Below are 20669 nucleotides of genomic sequence, written 5' to 3' on the forward strand. Positions count from 1 at the left end.
GATTTTCTGGCGAGGATCGTGTCGAAGACTTATCCTATCCTCTGGCAATCGAATCGAGGCTAAACTGACTTGAGGGCAAGCTCTGAGGAGGTTCTGCCATCACTCTAGATAATCTTGGATTGTTCGGTGATTCGGATCAGCAGAAGTAAACGCAAACTCTCGACTGTTCGCAGGAGCCTCGCTCGGAACTTCGTTATGATTGAGCAACTGTTCAGGATACGCCTCATATGCGAGTCCAACCAGCAGCGGCTCAATCTCCGCGAGGTATGCTGGATAGCCATATGGCCCTGGATTGGTCTTCGGATCCCACGCTTTGATCCAGAGATATGTTTGATCTGTAAGTCGTGTCGTTCCTTGTTCGAAAAGTTCGCTGCCCAACTGAGTTTCTTCGAGTCCTTGCCATATACCGTTCGTGAAAGCTCTCCTATGTGCCAAGCGTTACCGTCACCCCAACGTGCAAAGCTCCTTGTCGATGAATAGTCCTTTGCAATCTCCTCAAAGTTCGCGCTTAATTCGTTTTTCTTCCCGTATGCTTCTGCTTTTCCAATATATCGTGGAATGATATCCTCCGGTGACGGCTCTTTAGCATCCGATGTGAGCTGGTAGAGTACATATATCAATCCGCTTGCCCCTCTTTTGACCCCATCTTCATCCACGCATTTCTTTCCCTCATGCCGAATTCTTCGATCAATCCCTTCGCTACGTCTCAGAATCGTTGTATCACCGCTTATTTTGGTCTCGACAACGAGGTTTTCATTCGTTTCGAACAGTTCGATCGGATCTGCCTCTGCTGAGCTGTTGATATCCTGTAAGATTGTGTTCTCAACCCATTCGTGCCAGAGTCCGATCTTAGAGTCCGCACTTGGTTCTCTCACAGGTGCCTCTGCGATCTGTTGTGCTTCTTCGTTCGAGGTATTGTGACTATCGCTCACCCACCAGGGCCGACTTTTCCCATCTCATGAACGACCCGATTCGGGACAAAATCTCGATTGGCGAAGACCTGATCGAACCGGGGGAGTGAATGCACAAGCCCGACTAATTTTCCTTCAAGTTCGTGTCGGTACGTTGGTAATCCATATGGCCCAGTCTCTAGTTCATCGACATCAATTACCCATGCGTATAGTGGGGAGTCAGTGCGGTCATAAACGGTCGCAATATGATCATACTTTCCGTAACTCCCCCATGAACCATCATCTTCCCACTCCGAGATGGGAAGCGCATCTCGAAGCCTCCTAAAGTGATCTAACAGCCGACTGGTAACCTTGCTGGATTCACCAATATATACTGGAATAATATCAGATGGGGATTCAACGGGTTCGTTTAGAGTGTACAAGAGATACAAATATTCTCCACGTCCTCGTCCTAGGCGGTAAGAGTCGTACTCGTCGGTCATCGCTAACTCACTTCTTGAGTGGTCAATCATCGGGACGGGATCTGGAGTTCCTGCTGACTGGATATCAGAGAGAATGGTCTGCGCTACCCAATTATCCCATACCTCCTCTTTGCCGAACATCTTTGATAGTTCTAACCAGTTCACCGGCTATAATTAATATTGACCCCTATGGCTCTTACCGAAGACAGCGAAACAAAGAAATCTGGATTCTGGCAGAACGTGTCGTGCAAGATGCAACGCGCGAATACGACACCAACCTCAATTATAACCTCAGCACAAATTTATCACAGTCCTCATCGTTGCAATGTGTATGCAGTCGAAGGCACACACAGCGATCGTAGCCGGTACGAGCTCCTGTGTCGTTGCCAGTTGGATTCGGTCACGAACGGTTTCCGAATTCGATCCAACAGCTGAACCGCCACAGAGATCCGAATTGATATCGCGGAGACTTCCAATGGTGGCGGCAGGTATCGGATTCACCGGGCTCAGTGCCACAGTCTCTGGGTATTTTGATACTGCCGAACTGGAGGTTCTCTCGGATCCTGCCGATGGACGCCCACTACATCAACGATTAGAACATCACCGTGAACTACACTCATTGCCCCTGCTTGGGAAGGCAATGACGACGGCACATTTGTTACGACACAGTGCCAGCCACTTCGGCCAGTGGCTGACCACTAGACTTGATTTATCCGATCACACTGCAGCAGTGATTGACGCATTAGAATCATTATCCGATTGGGTCATCAATGCCGTTGGAACCGGTATCTTCGGACACATTCTGGGCGACGTTCCAACAAAGGGTACCGGAGGCACTGCGCTTCAGTTGTTGAAACCGTTCACCGATCACAACTTTGCGCTGGGTTGGGTAAGTGCCGATTCCACTGGGGCCAACGAGCATCTCACATTGGCGGGGACGGCGTTAACTGGAGCAGCTTGGGCATTGGTTGGTGCACATGTCTTTTGTTGGAAGCCCCCGGAGCAGCATTTGACATCGTATCTCAACCGACTCAGAAAACAGGAATCGGTGACAGCCGCAGCGTCGATGATTCGGGACGATATCGCTCGACTTTTTGAGCGAATATTCGATCGATTCAAAGAATCGCTGTTCGATGACAGTGCGTCTTCGCAGCCGCTCACCCAAGATTATCCCTCTGAGACGAGCTGGATCAACACCTCCCACGACCCTCAGGATAGTTGCGGGATTGACTCTTTCTCACCGGAGTCGCTCCATCAGAACGGGATTCTCCCCGAAGATATCCTTGAGTTGCAAAATGGTTCCGCACTCTATTCCGCTGAAACTCTTGGGGAAGGACGAGGTTCATTAATGTCTTCAGACTCTACTACTAGTGAACAGAATCTTCGGAAAGATAGCGATGACAAGCCACTGGAAGGGTCTGAGGAAGACACTAAATCTCTGTTTGAGGAGCCGGATTGGGATTCGTAACTCAAATCCACAAACAAGGGGTGATCAAATTACGAAATAATCATCTGCGTTGTCCTTCATTTCAGTCAGGTGAGTCACTTTGTGCTTCATCGATACGCTTCCGGATTTGAGTCTCGACTCTTCAAGATCGATCAATACAGGCAAAAAGAACCCACCAAATGAGTCTCCGATTGAGAACTTTTTCGAGCCACGTTTCGTCGCGACACGTAACGCTCTTGAAGCCGATCGCGTCACTGCGACGAAATACCACTGCCGCTTGGCGAGTGTTTGATCTTTAGAGAATACTGCCTGCCCAGAATCTATCACGTCATCAAAGTGAGCTTTGAAATCATCCACGTCATTCGATTCTAATTCGGTGATAAATACAAGCTCTTCTTGTTCTCTTAGTAACCGACTTCTCACCCTACGAAAACAGATGTATCCGGACTGCTCAACGATATCGACTTTCTCGAAGTCGTAGGCTTTGAGTTGTTCTTTGACTGATTCAATATACTTCTCGGTGTCCATTTACATCATTAGCTGATGTCTAACATGTTATATCTTGGTGCTGGACCCAAACCCTGCTTAATTCATATGGCTCTTGCCGAAGTTGGTGAAACAAGTTTATCGTATTTCTATCAGGATGAGTAGTGCAAGATGGAACGCGCGTATCTTGCACAGACCGAGATTCCCCAATGTTAGAGACGTATACTGCCGTTTCGCTGTCTTGGGTAAGAGACGAGTGCAATAGATCTGTTTTCGGGTTCGATTCGCGATGGCTACGTTCGGTTGCACTCTGAACCAGATTAGGCAAGATCCCCGATAGCTTCGGTAGCAACGCGTCTGACTTCTTCGTCGTCACTTTCGTTCCTGACTTGTTGAAGCGTCTCCCGCGCTTTATCTCCACCGAGCTCGCCGAGAAGATTGACGAACAGCGTCGTCTCGGCTAACTGTATATTGAATACCTCATCCTCATTACTGACGAGATGAGTCAGTTCGGAGGAAACCCAGTCGACAAATGGGTCTCGTGAGAGGCCAGTCTGACCGGATTGATCGGCTACGACGTGTGCCAAAGCGAGGTACGACGCGGGTTCAAGCGCGTCTGACTTCTCGAATTTCTTGACAAGGTCATCGACGACTGGATCTAGATAGGCTGGATCGTCTTTAGCGAGCTCTAATAGTATCTCTCCACGAGTGAGATCCTGCATGAACTCGTCGGACATGTCACGAATGGGTGTGTCACTCCACTCGGTTGGGGGTCGGTTTGCGAGGTCACCAACGATGTTAGGTGTTGCTTTGGTGACCAGGTCTGGTTGGTCACTTGCGACTGCTGAGAGCGCATGCAGTGCGTCGGTGACGACATCAGGGTCTACCTCAGATAAGAGCTCAATCAACGCGTTAATATCTCCCTCGTCAATCGATGCAGGGTCTTCCATAGCGGTTTGTTTCAACGCTTCTGCTTGTTCGTCTGCTGATTTTCCGATGATCGTTTTTCGAAGGGTGCTGAAAACAGACTCGTCATCCGACATATCGGGCTGATGAGTGTCGATCATCTTAGTGTTGTCGTTAGGCTGGAAAGTCTGCTCTGTCGGCACTCTCTATATTATTTTTCCGACATTCACAGTGCGTATCCAGCAGCGATGAAACCAAGATTTTGATTATTGGGAGGCTAAAACCGATCTATCGTCTTGGACGTATGTATTGGACTATTCCAACATCCCGACCCCAAGGGCCGCTGAAAAAGTTGTTATTCAACAATCGAATTCCCAAGGAGTTACGATGCCGTCTCGGATCTTCGCAATCGGGAGTGAATTATCATCTTCGCCCAACGAATATGGATAGATCGCATCGTCCTCAATCTCCGCAATCGGAGTGGATTATCATCTCCAAAGAGTGGATAGATCTCATCGCCCTCAATCTTTGAGGTCGATATTTCCGCAAGAAGGTCATTTCCATCTGCGGTACGTGACGTGTTACTGCCATCTAATGGTGGTTCGTCAATGCGCCGATCATAACCCCGCCAAGCCTGCCGTACCTTTTCTTTGGCCAACTTATCCAACGCTTGCCACTCTCCCTCAAGTGTCAGTTGACCTTCTAATCGTCACATAGGCAGAATAATTATATGACAGGTTAAAATGTTTTTGCCTAAAGTATAGGGGCCGTTTTGTAAAGTCAAAATAGTAAAACTTGTTCCACTGGGTAGTTTGGGCTCAGGATCAAGCCTCTGTTTGGCAAGCGCTTCAAGAATATCTCATTTGAAACATCTTGCCTCAGGCCCAGAGACGGATTCTATTCCACCCCATGTCAGGTAAAGTATTTTAGAATTCGCTTTTGGGAAGCAGATTGTTGGTAGCATTGGCGAGACTCGTTCTAATGGACTAGAAACCCGTCTTCAGCTGGTGACAAACTCAATCTGACTCAGCCAAATGTGATTTCAGTACTCCATGAATCGCAAGACAGTTCTCCACCAACAAGGTACTTCACAAGAGCGTAATTCAGTTTGCTGAATCCAGGCTCCCTATCGGTCAGTCGGTGTCTGTCAACTACTGTATGAGTTGGTTCGCCAACTGCTGAATAGTTCGCGCGTATCTCGCACAGAATCTCTTCGGGAATCCAGATAGTCGGATAGATTGATACAGAGAACTCACGTATCGCTACGTACAGGGAATTTATTCGTCAACCTGATCTCCAGTTAGACGACGTTTGATCATGTACCCAGCACCACCGAAGGCAACTATACTACCTGTTATTCCGAATCCTGGCGTTGAGTCGCTGGAAGTATCATCAGTTGCCTCCTGTTGGGTGGATTCGTTTTCTGTTACAGATTCCTGTGTTCCTGACTCGTTAAGTTCCTCTGAATCTTGTTCGGAAGATTCAGTTTCTCCTGCTGATTGCTGTTCGGTTGGTACATCGTCCCTATATGATTGTTGTTGTAGGTGTTGAATATCTCTATTATCCGTTAGTGAGGATAAAACGGGATAGTCAGCCGGGTTTTTAACGGCTTTCCATGTCCCGTCAAAATCAAGTGCCGACATATTTTTCTCGGCCACTTTCCCCTGCATTTCTACTGTTGACAATCCGGTGATGTTGTTGCTGTCGCCATTCTGTCGACCAATACTTTCAGATTGATCGCTACCGGCCAAGTCCCAGTAGCTATCTGTTACCTCCCCAGAATTACTCCCAAGAAACCCGCCAATCTGTTGGTCTCCGGTGACTGCACCACACGAGAAGGAGTTGCTTATTGTATTTTTGTTATATCCAGCAAAGCCGCCCACATCTTCCGTACCAGTAACCTGACCAAGAGCCACGGAATTTGTAATTATTGTACTGGCACTAGTTGAACCAATAAGACCTCCAACCTCAGATTCACCAGTGACAGTACCGCTGGCTGCGGACGTCATTATTTCACCTTCCAAATCATTATGGAAGCTCCCACCGACAAGCCCACCAACAGTACTGTCTCCCTCAACGTCTCCACTAGCCCACGACTCAATTATCGTCCCCGGCGTGAAACCGGTATAACTGTGGAGTCCAACAAGACCACCAACACTTGAATCGCCAGTGACCTCACCAGTAGCCCACGAATTTCTGATTTTATTATCGTTTTTGCCAACAAGTCCGCCGACATTCGATTCGCCAGTGATCGTGACACCAGCTGCTGAGTCTCTTATTGTGGCCTTCCTATTTCTGCCAACAATACCACCGACATTGCGCCTTCCAGAAACAGTACCGGTTACTGCTGAGGTCTTAATAGTACCATTGCCACCACCGATGAGAGCTCCGACATCGTAATCGCCAGTGACTTCAACACCGAAAAGTGTGATATTTTTTACAACCGCCCCATCACCAGCTAACCCGAATAGACCGACGAGTTCGCTATCTGGTTTTTTGATTACTAAGTCTCGAATTTCGTTTCCTTGGCCGTCGAATGTCCCGGTGAACTCTGTATGAGTTTTCCCAATTGGTTCGAACCCAGGTTCCGAATCACCGATATACTCCTCGTATCCGGCAGTGCTCTCGTCAAGATCGGTAGTCAATACATATTCTCCATTGAGATCATCTCGTATCGCATGGAGATCATTCCAATCCGAGATTTGTTGTGCCCCTGATTGGGCACTGACTGTCCCATTTCCGACGGCTCCTACGATCCCAATGGTACCAATTGATTTAATCATTCCTCGTCGGTTCGGTATCAGTAAATTTTGTCTCTCCTTAGCCATAGCGTATGTGTAATTTACCATTTGAAAACTACTTTGTAATCGGCTCGGGCTCAGTGTAGCTTCAGACTGCTCTGTTGAATAGCGGTCTCTGAGCCACAGTGAGACAGCACCTATCTTGAGATAACTATCGTCAGCCGCTAACAAGCCGATTCAGATTTCGATCCCCTCGGCCAGCACTGCTATTCAACAGGGCACTTCAGACTTAGACTCAGTCGATCACATTGCACTAATGAGAGCTCGGAGCTGACGAGGATATCAACCGGATAGACACCGATTCAATTCGTCCACTGGACGGTTCAGAGAAACTGGTCACTTGTGTAGTCGCTGTCGGCGGCGATCTGCCGCCGACGCGACGGCGTTGCCACTGGTCAACGCTCTTTCAGCTACCGAAGTTATCGCTTGAACCGATCGTCTGGAGGTTTGTTGGCTGGGACTGCCCTTCGGACGTTGAACGCTGCCCAGACGGCTCGGGTGAGCATTTCACAGAACTCAACGAAGGGCCATTTCCAGAGGCGACGCCCGCCACGGCGGGTCGTCGCCACAAATTCCCAGTGCACGTAACGCCAGACGTTCTGTAGGAGGAGACTCGTCACAAACAACAGATAGCGAAGGCCAGCGTCCCGAGAACTAGTCAGAGCGAGGCTCTCCTGAGCAAGTCGGTAGCTGGCTTCAATCCCGAAGCGTTTGCTGTAGTGTCTGCGTGCTTCGGCAGGCGTGTCGATGAACGGCGCGTCGACGGCGTAGCCGTGACGCGCCACGCCATGCTCGTCGTATCTGCCTTGTTGGTAGACGCAGTCGATGAATATCGGAAAGGTCACGCTGTCAGCAATGCTGTGCTGGATGATTCGACTCCAGCCGTTGTTGAGTTCTTCTTTGATTTCATCGCCCCATTTTACGATTGGCATGACGTAAGCGTAGTTGTACGCTGAGAGGAGGTCAATACAGTCGCTGTTGTAGAAACCACGGTCAAGGTAGACGGCCTTGACGCCGAGGTCAAGGCCGTCAAGGAGGGTGAGGAACTCTGTGAGGATATCACTGGTCGTCTCACCGTCGGTTACTTTTCGCAGAGCGAGCGTGTACCGCTTGTTGCGGACACGTGCGTAGAGTGTTGCGTACGCGTGGAAGGTAGTTGTTCCTCGTTTGGCCTCAGAGGAGTAGAGATGGGCTGTCTCGTCTTCGTTCCCGTAGTAGGGATCGAGGTGGAGGTCGGCGACGACCTCCACCGGTCGATTCGGAAGAACCTCGATGAGCTCCCGCTGAAGGAGCGTGTTTCCCGCGAGTTCGAGTGTTTCGAGGTCAAACTGATCGGTGAAATACTCACGAACAGTGTTATCGTGCGGTGAGTCATCAGTGGTCTCGCAGATATGTGTGATTGAGGTTCCGTCGGCGCATGCGCCGACGAGAACCTTGTAAAGCTCTGCTGGCGTTACTTCTACCTCTTCACCGAGGTCAAGCGGAAGTGTATCCTCAAGCCGGTTAACGACAAAATTAATCAGATGCTGTTCTTCTAATTCACTGTCTGCTTGGGGTTGTTGCACACCTCTTCCAAGCAGACCCGACTTCTAACCCGATGTGATCGACTGAGACTGTCTAGTTTAAGCTCTCTGGGAACGTATCTACAGGAATGAGCCGGGAGCAGCACGTTGTTGATCTCTCTGATGAGGAGCGAAGGACGCTTGAGTGATTCATTTCGACCGGTGAGCACAAAACTGAGGACATTACGCGGGCACGGATTCTCCTGAGGCTCTTGCCGAAGACAGCGAAACAGGTCTATCACGATTCTATCAAGATGGCCAGTGCAAGATGCACAGCGCGTATCTGTCACTGATCAATATCGACACCAGTGAACTCAAATCGTGCTCCGCCATCAATCCCCTCGACAATCTTCACCTCCCAGCCGTGGGCCTCTGCGATCCGTTTGACGATTGTCAACCCAAACCCGGTTCCGCCACTTGTCGAGGTATGCCCAGCATCAAACACTGCCTCACGGGCGTCTTCAGGAATCCCTGAACCAGTGTCTTCAACGTAAATTCCGTGTGTGTCGATTTGGCCGACTCGGATAGTTACGTCCGTCCCGCCGTGTTCAATCGCGTTCCGAAAGAGGTTCTCGAATATGTGTTGGAGTCGACCCGGATCACCGGTGATCACGACGTTGTCTTCAATCTCGATGGTGGCCTCATCTGACTGTACGTTCTTCCAGCACTTCCCGACTAAATTGACTACGTCTATCGGCTCTTGATCTGAGACAACTTGACCCTGTCTGGCAAGTGTAAGCGTATCAGCGATAATTTCTTCCATCCGGTCAAGTGATCTGATGATGGGAGGGAGATGATCGCTGTCGCATTCGGTTGCGAGTAGTTCTGCCCGGCCTTGTGCGACACCGAGTGGATTCCGCAGATCGTGGGATACGACGCTTGCGAACTCGTCAAGTTGCTCCTTCTGTCTCTGGGCTGTCGCTCCTGTTTGACCCGCTCGGTGATATTCCGTGTGATACCGATAATCTGGGTCACTTCGCCGTTGGTAAGAACCGGTGTGAGAACCGTTTCCCAAAATCGTGCGCCCGTCTCGACTGGAACCTCTTCCTCATATGAGATCGGTTCCTGAACTTGGGCACACCGATGATAGTTTGCTTGGAGGTTTGACCCGAGATCCTCACCAAACACATCGGTTGGGGTCTTTCCTCGGACTTCCTCGGTCGAAATCTCGGTTTGTTCCTCGTAGGCTCGGTTCAAACGCTCGAACCGGAACACGTACTCCGTATCTACTGACTCGACGTTTATGAAGAAAATACTATCATCGACATTCTCTAGAAGTGTTTTGTACTCTTTGGCAAGCTCCTGATGTTGGTGTTCCTGTCGTTTTCGCTTGGAGATGTCACGGCTATTCACGAGGATTCCATTGAAATCTGGATCGTCAAGCCGGTTTTGTAGTGTCGCCTCGATCCAACACCACGAGCCATCGGCACGACGAAACCGTGTCTCGATTATCTGGGTGTCGTCGGGATTCGTCTGGATCGTCTCAATGGCGTCGGCAACACTATCACGGTCGTCCGGATGTTGATATTCGTAGCCGACCTCCCCGACTAGTTCCGCAGGCTCATATCCGAGCATCCGGGTGACCGAGGGGCTCACATACGTAATCGTCCCGTCTGAATCGATAATCGTCGCTATATCAGAGAACTCTTGGACAAGCTTTCGATGCATTTCACCTTCCATGTGAGCGGTATGACTGGAGGAAATATAAACAGGACTCCCAAATCCAGAAAAATAACTTCGAGAAGTATATGCTCTGCATCGGTCGCCGGCTCAAATTCATCTTAGAATACCCTCACAATTCGGGTCATAAATAGAAAGCGCGAATGTGGTACAAGGCGAGATCAGTCCACGATGCTCCCTACGAGGGATTTGTCGTCATCGCCGACCCATCTTTACCGGTGTTGTTATTCGTACAGACTCTCGCTGAAATTTATGTGGCGACAGCCACCATAGGCAATTTCAGTGACGAGTCCGCAATATATACCGGACAAAGATATAACCGATTGCGGCTATGGCTCCGCTTGCCAATAGAACCGAGGTAAAATCGATCCCACTATACATCTCGAGATACGGCGTAAGGAAGCCGAGGACGGCAAAAATCGCTCCTGCACCGACAAGGGCAGAGTATCTACTCCCGTCACCATCCGTCCAACGGTCTGAGAGCCGAATAACTGTGGCAGTAATAATCGCTCCACCGAGGAGAAGCGTCAGAGCACGGAAGAAAAACGCCAAAATCGCAATGAGAAAGTTCTCCCCAGCACCGGGTGATAAGACGCCAGTTTGAAGGAGGTATTGACTGCCGTTGAACTCGATAATCGAGTAGTAAAGTTCGTCTTCTTCCCATGCTGCACCGTATTTGAATTCTGACGGGAGGTCGTGTTTGTAGTAGCTGTCACAAACAAGCACATATTCTTCACACACGACTGGAGTGTGCGTCAGCGATTCGGCGTTCAGAGTCCGCTCGAACAACACTTGTGCTATTGGGGACAGTTCCTCGTATTCATACGTGATATGTTCCACGTCGGTCTCCCCACCAAGATCCAAATTGCCGGTAACATTCTCTGTAGGCCCTTCTTCGATCTGATGTTTGTACTTATACGAATTTGGGTCGTGTCCTGGACTGAAAGTTCCGGGATAAAATGGGAGAGCAACAAGAAGGAGAGCCACCAAGACTGCGAACGACACAAGACGGGGCTTTTCAACATCCATTAGACAGCTCAAGATACGAGAAACGCCGTATAATCTTTGTGACTGGTGGGTAGGATTCAACCTTACCATGAGATTTGATTGATGCTGCGTCGCCCAATACGCCCGTCTGTTGATCAGGTGACACAGCTGAGACCTACCGAAGCAGAGGAAGGCGTTGTGCTGTACTCATCCTCTATATTCATCACTCAGATATTCCCATATCAAACATCGGATGATTGTTTCACCAAATTAGGCAAGAGCCTCTCCTGAAAGCAGACCCTTGGCGGTAGCCCTTTTCCCTAAAGCCCAACACGACTATGGGCTAATTCCTCTTTATCGGTGGTGCAGATGTATAAGAGATAATTAGCAATTATACTTGGGTACTACCGGTATCGGTGAACGATTCGTCAAGGCGCTAGTACAATGTATGATCGTCGTTAGTCCAATCGACCACCAGAGCGCTCTATGACCTCCGTATCGACACTCTCGTCTTCCATCGTGGCATGTTCGAAGTCACAGCCAGAGAAATATGCATCTGTCAACTTGGCTCCATCCAGAGTCACGTGGCCGAGGGTGGTTTCCGAAAGGTCAGATTCAGAGAGATCGGTTTCCATTAGGTCGGCATGCGACAGGTCTGCTCCTCTCAGGTCACAGTCCATACAATCGGCCGCCGAGAGATCTGAGTGATCGAAGGTGGAATAAGCCATGTACGAGTTTGCCATAGTCACCTCTCGGAGCGTTGCGTTGCTCAGGGTACCGTGGAGACACTTGATGTTCGACAAATCAGCGTTGAGGAAGTTTGCCCCTCTGCAATCCGTAAACGACAGACAGGACCCCGAGAAGTCTGCAGCCTCCGCATCGATATTGATCAAGGAGGAATGGATCAAATTTGCATTCTGCAGTGAACTGGTGGTAAAATCGGCCCCGTAGAAGTCAGTCGTTTCGACATCGTGGTATGCATCTATCCGGGTCAAATCGGCATTCACGAACGTCGCGTTCACGAAACTGCCACCACCCAATGTAGATTCCACCAATTTCGCCCCGGAGAAATCGACCCTATCGAACTGTCCGCCACTGAGATCACATTCGGAGAGGTCTGCATTCGATAAATCCGCCCCGGTAAGATCGATTCCTCTCAAATTGAACCCAGACAGATTCGCCCCGCCGAGGTCGGCGTGCGGTGTCAGATCCGACTTCGTTAGATCCGTATCGTCGCCGAGGGAAGTCATAGTTACTTGTTCTATGCTGACCGTATATTATCATCGGACGTGAGAGGCCGATCCGTTCCATAGAGAGCTACTGTGGAAAATCACCCGGATCGGGTAGGCTTTTGCCCTGCTACCGCTGTACGCATCCGTGCCCTCCGTTGGTTTCAGCAACTCACGTCCGAGACCAACGCTTATAATCTCACACCCTATTTGATCTAACAGTATGAAGTCCATTTTCCAGAGTGGAACCACCGCCCGCAGGAAATTACTCTCCCTTATCGGGGCTGCCGTGTTTGGGGTCGGGAGTACAAAATCGGCTGCATCCGCTGTCTCGATAGACGATTGGGACAGTGATACGTGGGAGGCCGGGACTCATTATTGGCGGCGGCATCGTGACGGGACGCTGTTTCTTCAGTACAAAGACTACGGTGAGCATGATTTCGTCAGTGTTCAAAAATTCAGTGTTGACGGAGGCTTGGAACGTCGAATAGTTCCCCAAATGGATGTAGCCTCCAAGGAAGAAGCGCGGAAAATATTATCAAAGTACCAGTAGCGTTCGCACCCGTATGTAGTAATTAAACAGTTAGTGGGTGTGACATCAACGGATCTATAGCTTGGAAACATCGAGAGCGGAAACGGCTCCGTGTTCATCCCCGATGTAGAGGATCCCATCTACGATCACCGGAGACGCCTGAACCCACTCTCCGGTATCAAATGTCCAACACTCATCACCGGTGTCTGCAGCTATCGCATAGACACTCCCATCGATGCCGTTGACGATGACTGTGTCATTGACGACGACTGGCGAAGATTCCACAAATCCATCTGTATTCGAGGAGATTTTGAAGCTCCACTGCTCAGTAACCGTGGTAGCCCCGATTGCATAGAGATGGTCATCCTGATTCTCGACGAACACGGTATCACCCACCACCGCCGGTGAAGACCTCACTGCCGCACCCGTATCGAAGCGCCACTCTTCACTCCCAGATGTAGCATCCAGTGCGTAGACATACCCGTCGCCACTCCCGATGAAGACGGTGCCATTTGACACCGTCGGCGACGACTCAACGACACCTTCAGTTTTGAAATTCCACATGCTATCGCCAGTTACTGCATTCAGGGCGTAGGCGTGACCGTCTGCGCTGCCGACATATACGGTTTCACCCATCACTGCTGGCGAGGAGTCCACGAATCCACTGGTCTCGACGGCCCACTGTTCGTGGCCGGTCGTCGCATCGAGCGCGTAGAGATGGTGATCGAAACTCCCGACATAGACAGTCCCATCGACCACAGCCGGCGAGGAGCCGACTCGACCATCGGTTTCGAAACACCACCGTCGGTCGCCAGTGGCTGCATCCAGCACGTAGAGGTGCCCGTCGGCACTACCGACGAATACTGATCCATCGACCACAGCCGGGGAAGAGTACACCACCCCATCCGTGTCGAATCGCCAGCGTTTCTCGTTGGTTGTTTGCAAATCAGACACCGTTATACTATGACCCTGGGCCACATACAGCGCGTCGTCCCAAATTGCTATTTCGTGAATCCCCCGGTGAAACTGTAGTGATCGCTCGATTGTGGGTTCAGTCGTCTGGACTGTCTCGGTGGCCACGTCGAACCGATGGGTGGGGTTGTACATCCGGACAGAACGGTCATCCATTGTCACCATCGTGTCGACCCAGCATCTTATTGGTGGCCTCTTCAACTTAGGAAGATTACAAAATCGCCTCGTACACGCGAGATTCGGGAATGCTCACCATCTTCACGGGCTGGGCCTGACCATCGATGCGATCACCATACCTGATTTCGTAATGACGGGTCTCCCGGTCGTGAGAAATCGAGAGCACCCTGGTCATCGGTCGTGATCCAAACTTTGCCGTCGGGTGTTTCGTACCTGATCGAATCCATGGCTCGAGGTACTGACGTTCGTTTTCGTGTTGGATTCTTTTGATTCTGTGGTAGAGATCGACTCGAAGACTGACCGAGTACCGGTGCGGTGTCGTCTTTCGAACCGCCTATCGGTGTCTTTGAACTCGATTTCCACTCCGGCCAGATATTACTCGTCCGTGTCGACGGCGATTCCATCCCCCTCGTGGGCGAATTGCACCACTTTGATGACCCGTTCACGAGGAATCAAAATTATATTTCCACAGTCTTCCTCGACACACCACGATTCGGTATCCTGCCTGTACAGACACGTGCCTTCTACTGTCCGAACCTCATCATCTCCTTCGAACTCGATTTTACCCACGAGTATCAAATTTCATTGGCCCATCCTATATTATTTGACTGATGTTGCCACACGAGCCCGTCGAACTGAAACCATCCTACTATATTTCATTCCTGACAGAGAGGTGCTAGGATTCCAGAATTTGCCTCCGAATCGATTATTCCACTCCGTGCACCATCTTCCGTATGGCCCCGACCGATAGATCCGAGGAGGAATGGGCAGAGCTGATCAGAGACCACGGGACTCCAGAGGAACAACTCCCGAGGCCCGGAGACGATCAAATCAAGGTTCTCTCAGAATATATGCTGAGCTTCGTCGAGGAACACACAGAACATGAGATACAGACGGTTTCGTTTTCGTATTTTGGACAAATTGAAAAGGACTATTTCGCACCCAGGGCGGTTCTCGATTCCTTCGATAAACCTCAGGCAACCGTCGAAACGATCGATGACGAGGAGAAAGCTATCACTCATTACACTACCGCAGTAGCTTAATCCGGATTGTGGCAACCAGTTTTCGATACAGTCGTTGAAATCATTGCCCTGTTGAATAGCAGTGCTGGCCGAGGGGATCGAAATCTGAATCGGCTTGTTAGCGGCTGACGATAGTTATCTCAAGATAGGTGCTGTCTCACTGTGGCTCAGAGACCGCTATTCAACAGAGCAGAAATCATTGTCTTGTAGTACTGTCAACCGCTATAAACGATTTCGAACACTGGGGAGTGCCCGATGGGTGGCATACGGCAGACTCGATGAAACTGGAGTCTGAAGGATGGATAGCTGGATTTTGGGCCGTGCAGAATAGAGGTGTGTTTCATCCAGATGTACGGATCGACGACGGATGGCTGTATACAAATGCTGGGGAGGTTGGATACCCGTCCTGAATCTGGCCGGTATCGGTGTCACTGAGCTCTCGAAAAGAACTGATAATTGAGTCGGCGATGCGTTGCAATCGAGATCGCCGCCAAGTGAGTTGGATCGCATACGGTAATTGTGTAGTGTAAGTATCACCGAGTTACTACAAATCTAATTCTTGGCCCTAGTCTTTTTCCTAAAGCCCAACACGACTATGGGCTAATCCCTCTCTATCGCTGGTGCAGATGTATAAGAAATACTAGATTTTCTCTTTGAACCCATCGAGGCTGCTGTTTTCTGTTTCACGAAGAGCCCGCTGTATATCGCCTCGGTTCCATCCCACCGGTGAGAGAATGCTCTCGACAGCACGAACCAATTGTGTCTCATAATAGTCGGGATCGTAGGTGTCAGTCGTCTCGTGGGCGAGGGTGACTCGTTCGCGCGACGATTTTTCGTCGTCAACGACCACGTATTCGATATCCTGTCCCGGATGGACGTTGATCTCTTGGTCGCGCGCGCTCAAGTGCTGCAACGTTCTGGGTGTATTGTGCGTAGCTCTCCAGCGGTTTCGAGATACGGTTTTAAATCAACATTTCTATCTAAAAAAGGGCTCTTGCCAAATTTGATGAAACAACTGTCTGAAGTGTGATATGGAAATGGGCGGAATGCTGAATATAGAGGTTTCATTCAGAACTCTGTCATTATTTGCTCCTAACATGGATATCAGAATAAACCACAGAAGTACCGATAGCAAATATTAAGTTGGCAATTCAGAATTATAACATATGTCGATCCATCAGTGTTCTCAAGGTCACTACGTTAATACAGATGATGAATGTCCGTCGTGTAATGATACGTCACTCTCGCCCTCACCGGCAGTTGAGTATCTTAAATGTGAATCTGGCCATTTTTTCACTCCAGATAATCTTAATTATGACTACAAATGTGACTGTGGTGACTTAGCTATTGAATCTGTTCAAAACGGTCCAGAGTATATGCAGTGTGAATCGGGGCATATCTTCACTCCCGATAATCTGAAATACGGATACAAGTGTGATTGTGGTGATTACATAATTGATTTCAGGCGATCCGGTGATCCAGAGTATATGCAGTGTGAATCAGGACATATCTTCACTCCCGATAATCTGAAATACGGATACAAGTGTGATTGTGGTGATTACATAATTGATTTCAGGCGATCCGGTGATCCAGAGTATATGCAGTGTGAATCAGGACATATCTTCACTCCCGATAATCTGAAATACGGATACAAGTGTGATTGTGGTGATTACATAATTGATTTCAGGCGATCCGGTGATCCAGAGTATATGCAGTGTGAATCAGGACATATCTTCACTCCCGATAATCTGAAATACGGATACAAGTGTGATTGTGGTGATTACATAATTGATTTCAGGCGATCCGGTGATCCAGAGTATATGCAGTGTGAATCGGGGCATATCTTCACTCCCGATAACCTGAAATACGGATACAAGTGTGATTGTGGTGATTACATAATTGATTTTATAACATCGAAATCTAATTCATTTACCTGTAAAGATGGGCACAACGTTGATAGTATGGACTACGGGTACAAGTGCCCAGAATGTAGTAAGTATATTGTCAACATTCAGTAGAACACAACTGATCGTATACAGGTTATTTACATTCTACCTCTTCTTTGTAAAGTGTTCAGCATCAACACTTACAATAATCAACCGAACTGTTGACGAAAACAGCTGTATCGAGCGATTTAAATAGCACTGATTCTGACCACCCATTGTAACCGATACGCTCTCCATCTCTGTCTCTTACCCACAAATACTATTCCCGCTGCTGACGGACTGAAGTGGGCATGAACAGCCCTCTCCAGCAGCGATCAGTGGATTTTGACGGTGATTGCTCATTCTGCGAAATGGACATATCAAGCCAAGTGCAAACAGAGTTTCAGCACGCTGAGTGTGGCTTCAGACTTAGACTCGATAGCTTAAGTTCTCTGAGACCGTATCTGCAGGAATGGGATGAAAGCAGCACGTTGTTAATCTCTCTGATGAAGAACGGAGAACGCTCGAATGGTTCATCTCGACTGGTGGGCACAAAGCCGAAGATATCACGCGAGCGCGTATTCTCCTGAAGGCTGACGAGGGGCTCACAGATGCGGCAATCTGTGAGCACGTCGGCTGTTCTATCGGAACACCGCACAACGCACGCAAAAACTACTGTGACAGAGGGCTCGCGGCGATTCATCGCCGCAAGCCCGACCGCGAATACGAGACCAAACTCGATGGCGATGCCGAAGCGCGACTGATCAAACTTGCCTGCAGCGAGCCACCAAAAGGACACTCTCGCTGGACGCTCCATCTCCTCGCTGATGAACTCGTGATGCTCGACGAGATCGACTTGAGTCGATCTCTCACGAAACTGTCCGACAGCGTGTAAAAAACGCCCTAAAACCGCATCTCTCCAGCGCTGGGAAATAACGCCTGACCAAGACGCTGACTTCGTTTACTGCATGGAGGACGTGCTTGCTCTTTACCACGAGCCATATGACGAAACCCGCCCAGTCACTTGTTTTGACGAGTCAAGCAAGGCACTTCGTAGGCATGAACGCGATCCGCTCCCGGCCGAACCGGGAGCGGTCGCTCGGGTCGATCATCGCTACGAACCTAACGGGAAACAGCGGCTACACATCACTACTGAACCGTTGACCGGCTGGGTGGCTGTCGAGGTGACAGACCGACGGCGAACGACCGAATGGATCGACAAGATGGTTGAACTGGCAGATGTTCACTACCCGGATGCTGATCGCATCCGGGTTGTGATGGATCAGCCTAATACGCACAAACCGGCTGCCTTCTACGATTTCTTCCCACCGGAGCAAGCGAAAGCGTATCTTGATCGATTCGAGTTCCACTACACGCCGAAGCGAGGAAGTTGGCTGAACATGGCCGAAATCAAGATTGGTGTGCTCAAACGGCAGTGTCTTGACCAGCGTATCTATGACGCAGCGACACTCCGAGCGGAGGTCGCTGCGTGGAAAGGGCGACACAATGCGGTTGATCGACCTATCGACTGGCAATTTACCACCGGTGACGCTCGTATCAAGCTACGGCAGCTGTATCCAGTTGAGCCGAGGAACTAGTCAGACCACATCTGAACCTACAGTTAGGCCTGAATCCCGCTATTTGTTGGTTAGCATGTTGATGGCTGACATCGTTGTCAGTGCTCACAGTTGGCTTCTCGTCTCTCTCACTCCGAACTACTACTCTAATATCCCAACCGCCGTCGGGATTCCTCCGCGTTCACGCGGAGGAGGATGTCAACTACGCCGCAACGAGGCATCAGAGAAAATTCTTCTGTCAACAGCAGGTATTTTCACGTCAGCCTGAGCTACTGATCCCAATGGAAGACGACTTCGATCCAGCACGCGAGTTCGAACCACAATCCCCCCAGCGATCGATTTCGAAGATATCTGCGGTCTCGAACCACAGAAAGTTGAAGCGCAAAAACGATTCTCCAAACCGCCGATACGACCCTTCCAAACCAATTCCGCCCAATCAGTGCCACCATCTTCGAGACCAGATGGGGCTGGAAAGCGACGGTTCCTACGAGCTACGGCCGGCGAGTTGGGCAAACACGGGTACGAGTTTATCCAGATAACGTCGCTCCACGAGTATCGGCCGCCGGGGCCAGAAATGATCACCTCGCTCTTCGAGGAGTGTGTCTCCAATCAGCCGGTCACGATTCTTCTGGATTGCTTAGATGGCATGTTCTCAGACGACGTGATCAGAACACTCGGACAACAACTTGATACCCTCCGTGAGGATGGCTCAGATATCGTCGTGTTGAGTTCGATGGCGGATCATCAACTACACGGGCACCTTCAGGAATATCTCCCACACATGGATGTCGTGGTCGAAATTGAGCGACCGGAGATATCCAGACGGGAAGCAATCATCAGAAACCGACTGGAAACGGTGGGTGGGGATATATCGGGACTTACACCTGAAGAGTACGATATCAAGCGACTCGCCAGAGAGACCGATCAGTTCGGTACCAAAGACCTCCAGCGGCTCATGCGACGACTCGCAGCCACCGCAACGACCACTGCCGGGACTGCCCCGCCGCTGGACGAATCCGACATCGTATCTGTTATTAAGCAAGTCAATACGGAACGTGTTGAAAAACTCGTCGACGAGGAAACACTGACCAATGTGGATGTGCCCGAAGTCACTTTCGACGATGTTGGCGGCCACGAGGAAGCAAAGCGACGACTCCTCGAACAAGTCGAACAAGCATTGACACACGAAGATATCGGTGCCAAAATGGGTGTGGAATTCGGCAGTGGAATCCTTTTGCATGGCCCACCGGGAACCGGCAAGACGATGTTGGTTCGGGCTCTCGCAAACGAGTTAGACTATACGTTCATCCCAGTCAACTCCTCATTGCTCAAGCGAAATGCCCAGCAGAAGATCCCCGGCCTATTTTACCGTGCACAACGGAACGCACCGACGATTCTATTCTTCGACGAGTTCGATTTATTGGGCGGTGAACGAGGTAACCTGGGCGAGGACACGACTGTCAATACGCTCTTGACTGAACTCGATGGGGTTGAGCAACTTAATCAAGTGATGGTGATTGCTGCCACGAACCGGCCGAAATCACTCGATCCGGCCCTGTTACGTCCGGGCCGGTTTGACTACCATCTGAGATCGATCGCCCCAAAACCAGCGTACAGGAGGATATTTTTGAAACTCATACGCGTGATATTCCACTTACCGAGGATGTAACCCCAGAATGGTTCGCCGAGATGACGGAGACTGTCACTGGCGCTGAGATTGCAGCTATCTGTGAGCGGGCAGTAACGATCGGGATGCGTGATGACGATGTCGACGAGATGGTGCTGTCTCGAAGTCAATTCGAAGACGCATACACAGATTTCAAACGCGGTCGACTATTCACTGAAGATCTCAACTCGTCTCCTGCTTTTCAGTGACGCCCAACGAGATATCAGTTTGACGGACTGCTTAAATAAGACAAACCCAAATGTATCACATAGCGATTCAGGATCGCACGAGATAATCTCTTTTGATGTTCGTTAACACATCAACGATC

General features: G+C 49.9%; 18 protein-coding genes and 3 pseudogenes. 8 read left to right on the forward strand and 13 right to left on the reverse strand.

Annotation, left to right across the window (positions count from 1 at the left end; all coding sequences use genetic code 11):
* Positions 1-104 precede the first annotated feature (104 nt).
* Together ACFQJB_RS14265 and ACFQJB_RS14270 are read right to left on the reverse strand one after the other, a co-directional pair.
* A complete protein-coding gene (locus tag ACFQJB_RS14265) occupies positions 105-932 on the reverse strand; it encodes a hypothetical protein (protein WP_379728093.1) in 828 nt (275 codons plus the stop codon).
* Positions 929-1513, reverse strand: a complete 585-nt coding sequence (locus tag ACFQJB_RS14270) for a hypothetical protein (protein ID WP_379728095.1) — start codon at positions 1511-1513, stop codon at positions 929-931. The genes ACFQJB_RS14265 and ACFQJB_RS14270 overlap by 4 nt, the downstream gene beginning before the upstream one ends.
* Before the next feature lie 334 nt (positions 1514-1847).
* Between ACFQJB_RS14270 and ACFQJB_RS14275 the strand changes: the two genes are divergently transcribed.
* A complete protein-coding gene (locus ACFQJB_RS14275) occupies positions 1848-2840 on the forward strand; it encodes a hypothetical protein (RefSeq protein WP_379728097.1) in 993 nt (330 codons plus the stop codon).
* 24 nt (positions 2841-2864) lie between these two features.
* On the opposite strand, the gene ACFQJB_RS14280 is transcribed toward ACFQJB_RS14275, so the two are convergent.
* The 9 genes and pseudogenes from ACFQJB_RS14280 to ACFQJB_RS14320 all read right to left on the reverse strand — a co-directional run bounded on the left by ACFQJB_RS14280 (position 2865) and on the right by ACFQJB_RS14320 (position 12491).
* Positions 2865-3347 carry a hypothetical protein gene (locus ACFQJB_RS14280; RefSeq protein ID WP_379728099.1) on the reverse strand — a complete coding sequence of 161 codons (483 nt, stop codon included), beginning with the start codon at positions 3345-3347 and terminating at the stop codon, positions 2865-2867.
* Positions 3348-3625: 278 nt separating this feature from the next.
* Entirely contained in the window at positions 3626-4348 is a 723-nt protein-coding gene (locus ACFQJB_RS14285; RefSeq protein ID WP_379728101.1) for a hypothetical protein, read from the reverse strand.
* Positions 4349-5488: 1140 nt separating this feature from the next.
* On the reverse strand, positions 5489-7039 hold the full coding sequence (locus ACFQJB_RS14290) for a GLUG motif-containing protein (protein ID WP_379728103.1): 1551 nt from the start codon (positions 7037-7039) through the stop codon (positions 5489-5491).
* Between the two features lie 392 nt (positions 7040-7431).
* Positions 7432-8577 carry an ISH3 family transposase gene (locus tag ACFQJB_RS14295; protein ID WP_379726828.1) on the reverse strand — a complete coding sequence of 382 codons (1146 nt, stop codon included), beginning with the start codon at positions 8575-8577 and terminating at the stop codon, positions 7432-7434.
* Positions 8578-8860: 283 nt separating this feature from the next.
* Positions 8861-9187: a sensor histidine kinase gene (locus ACFQJB_RS14300; RefSeq protein ID WP_379728481.1), complete on the reverse strand. Its 327-nt coding sequence runs from the start codon at positions 9185-9187 to the stop codon at positions 8861-8863.
* 165 nt (positions 9188-9352) lie between these two features.
* Positions 9353-9589 (reverse strand): annotated as a pseudogene (locus tag ACFQJB_RS14305) (histidine kinase dimerization/phospho-acceptor domain-containing protein); the annotation flags it as partial.
* Positions 9553-10254: pseudogene (locus ACFQJB_RS14310) on the reverse strand (PAS domain-containing protein); the annotation flags it as partial. The pseudogenes ACFQJB_RS14310 and ACFQJB_RS14305, both read right to left, overlap by 37 nt.
* 279 nt (positions 10255-10533) lie before the next feature.
* On the reverse strand, positions 10534-11283 hold the full coding sequence (locus tag ACFQJB_RS14315) for a hypothetical protein (protein WP_379728107.1): 750 nt from the start codon (positions 11281-11283) through the stop codon (positions 10534-10536).
* A 416-nt stretch (positions 11284-11699) separates the two neighbouring features.
* The gene (locus tag ACFQJB_RS14320) at positions 11700-12491 is read right to left on the reverse strand and encodes a pentapeptide repeat-containing protein (protein WP_379728460.1); all 792 of its coding nucleotides are present in this window, start codon (positions 12489-12491) and stop codon (positions 11700-11702) included.
* A 202-nt stretch (positions 12492-12693) separates the two neighbouring features.
* Between ACFQJB_RS14320 and ACFQJB_RS14325 the strand changes: the two genes are divergently transcribed.
* Positions 12694-13023 carry a hypothetical protein gene (locus ACFQJB_RS14325; RefSeq protein ID WP_379728113.1) on the forward strand — a complete coding sequence of 110 codons (330 nt, stop codon included), beginning with the start codon at positions 12694-12696 and terminating at the stop codon, positions 13021-13023.
* Positions 13024-13077: 54 nt separating this feature from the next.
* Here the strand turns inward: ACFQJB_RS14325 and ACFQJB_RS14330 are convergent, their stop codons facing one another.
* A complete protein-coding gene (locus ACFQJB_RS14330) occupies positions 13078-14130 on the reverse strand; it encodes a PQQ-binding-like beta-propeller repeat protein (RefSeq protein ID WP_379728115.1) in 1053 nt (350 codons plus the stop codon).
* Positions 14131-14885: 755 nt separating this feature from the next.
* On the opposite strand from ACFQJB_RS14330, the gene ACFQJB_RS14335 reads away from it, so the two are divergent.
* Positions 14886-15194 (forward strand): hypothetical protein, encoded by a 309-nt coding sequence (locus ACFQJB_RS14335; protein ID WP_379728117.1) that lies wholly within the window; start codon positions 14886-14888, stop codon positions 15192-15194.
* Positions 15195-15813: 619 nt separating this feature from the next.
* Here the strand turns inward: ACFQJB_RS14335 and ACFQJB_RS14340 are convergent.
* A pseudogene (locus ACFQJB_RS14340) lies at positions 15814-16135 on the reverse strand (DNA polymerase I); the annotation flags it as partial.
* Between the two features lie 204 nt (positions 16136-16339).
* On the opposite strand from ACFQJB_RS14340, the gene ACFQJB_RS14345 reads away from it, so the two are divergent.
* The 5 genes from ACFQJB_RS14345 (at position 16340) to ACFQJB_RS14365 (ending at position 20550) form a co-directional block, all read left to right on the forward strand.
* Positions 16340-17191 (forward strand): hypothetical protein, encoded by an 852-nt coding sequence (locus ACFQJB_RS14345; protein ID WP_379728119.1) that lies wholly within the window; start codon positions 16340-16342, stop codon positions 17189-17191.
* Positions 17192-17717: 526 nt separating this feature from the next.
* Positions 17718-17993 (forward strand): helix-turn-helix domain-containing protein, encoded by a 276-nt coding sequence (locus ACFQJB_RS14350; RefSeq protein ID WP_379728466.1) that lies wholly within the window; start codon positions 17718-17720, stop codon positions 17991-17993.
* 73 nt (positions 17994-18066) lie between these two features.
* Entirely contained in the window at positions 18067-18696 is a 630-nt protein-coding gene (locus tag ACFQJB_RS14355) for an IS630 family transposase (RefSeq protein ID WP_379728121.1), read from the forward strand.
* A gap of 553 nt (positions 18697-19249) precedes the next feature.
* Positions 19250-20344, forward strand: a complete 1095-nt coding sequence (locus ACFQJB_RS14360; protein ID WP_379728462.1) for an AAA family ATPase — start codon at positions 19250-19252, stop codon at positions 20342-20344.
* Positions 20345-20364: 20 nt separating this feature from the next.
* Complete coding sequence (locus ACFQJB_RS14365; RefSeq protein ID WP_379728464.1) at positions 20365-20550, forward strand: hypothetical protein; 186 nt, start codon at positions 20365-20367, stop codon at positions 20548-20550.
* Positions 20551-20669: the final 119 nt, after the last annotated feature.

It is taken from the genome of Halonotius sp. GCM10025705 (assembly GCF_042662885.1).
GTDB lineage: Archaea > Halobacteriota > Halobacteria > Halobacteriales > Haloferacaceae > Halonotius > Halonotius aquaticus.

Bases quoted from the DNA above. Each gene is read 5' to 3' on its own strand.
- ACFQJB_RS14270 (WP_379728095.1), bottom strand. From the start codon at position 1,513: ATGTTCGGCAAAGAGGAGGTATGGGATAATTGGGTAGCGCAGACCATT.
- ACFQJB_RS14275 (WP_379728097.1), top strand. From the start codon at position 1,848: ATGGTGGCGGCAGGTATCGGATTCACCGGGCTCAGTGCCACAGTCTCT.
- ACFQJB_RS14280 (WP_379728099.1), bottom strand. From the start codon at position 3,347: ATGGACACCGAGAAGTATATTGAATCAGTCAAAGAACAACTCAAAGCC.
- ACFQJB_RS14285 (WP_379728101.1), bottom strand. From the start codon at position 4,348: ATGTCGGATGACGAGTCTGTTTTCAGCACCCTTCGAAAAACGATCATC.
- ACFQJB_RS14290 (WP_379728103.1), bottom strand. From the start codon at position 7,039: ATGGCTAAGGAGAGACAAAATTTACTGATACCGAACCGACGAGGAATG.
- ACFQJB_RS14315 (WP_379728107.1), bottom strand. From the start codon at position 11,283: ATGGATGTTGAAAAGCCCCGTCTTGTGTCGTTCGCAGTCTTGGTGGCT.
- ACFQJB_RS14320 (WP_379728460.1), bottom strand. From the start codon at position 12,491: ATGACTTCCCTCGGCGACGATACGGATCTAACGAAGTCGGATCTGACA.
- ACFQJB_RS14325 (WP_379728113.1), top strand. From the start codon at position 12,694: ATGAAGTCCATTTTCCAGAGTGGAACCACCGCCCGCAGGAAATTACTC.
- ACFQJB_RS14330 (WP_379728115.1), bottom strand. From the start codon at position 14,130: ATGGATGACCGTTCTGTCCGGATGTACAACCCCACCCATCGGTTCGAC.
- ACFQJB_RS14335 (WP_379728117.1), top strand. From the start codon at position 14,886: ATGGCCCCGACCGATAGATCCGAGGAGGAATGGGCAGAGCTGATCAGA.
- ACFQJB_RS14345 (WP_379728119.1), top strand. From the start codon at position 16,340: ATGTCGATCCATCAGTGTTCTCAAGGTCACTACGTTAATACAGATGAT.
- ACFQJB_RS14355 (WP_379728121.1), top strand. From the start codon at position 18,067: ATGGAGGACGTGCTTGCTCTTTACCACGAGCCATATGACGAAACCCGC.
- ACFQJB_RS14360 (WP_379728462.1), top strand. From the start codon at position 19,250: ATGATCACCTCGCTCTTCGAGGAGTGTGTCTCCAATCAGCCGGTCACG.
- ACFQJB_RS14365 (WP_379728464.1), top strand. From the start codon at position 20,365: ATGACGGAGACTGTCACTGGCGCTGAGATTGCAGCTATCTGTGAGCGG.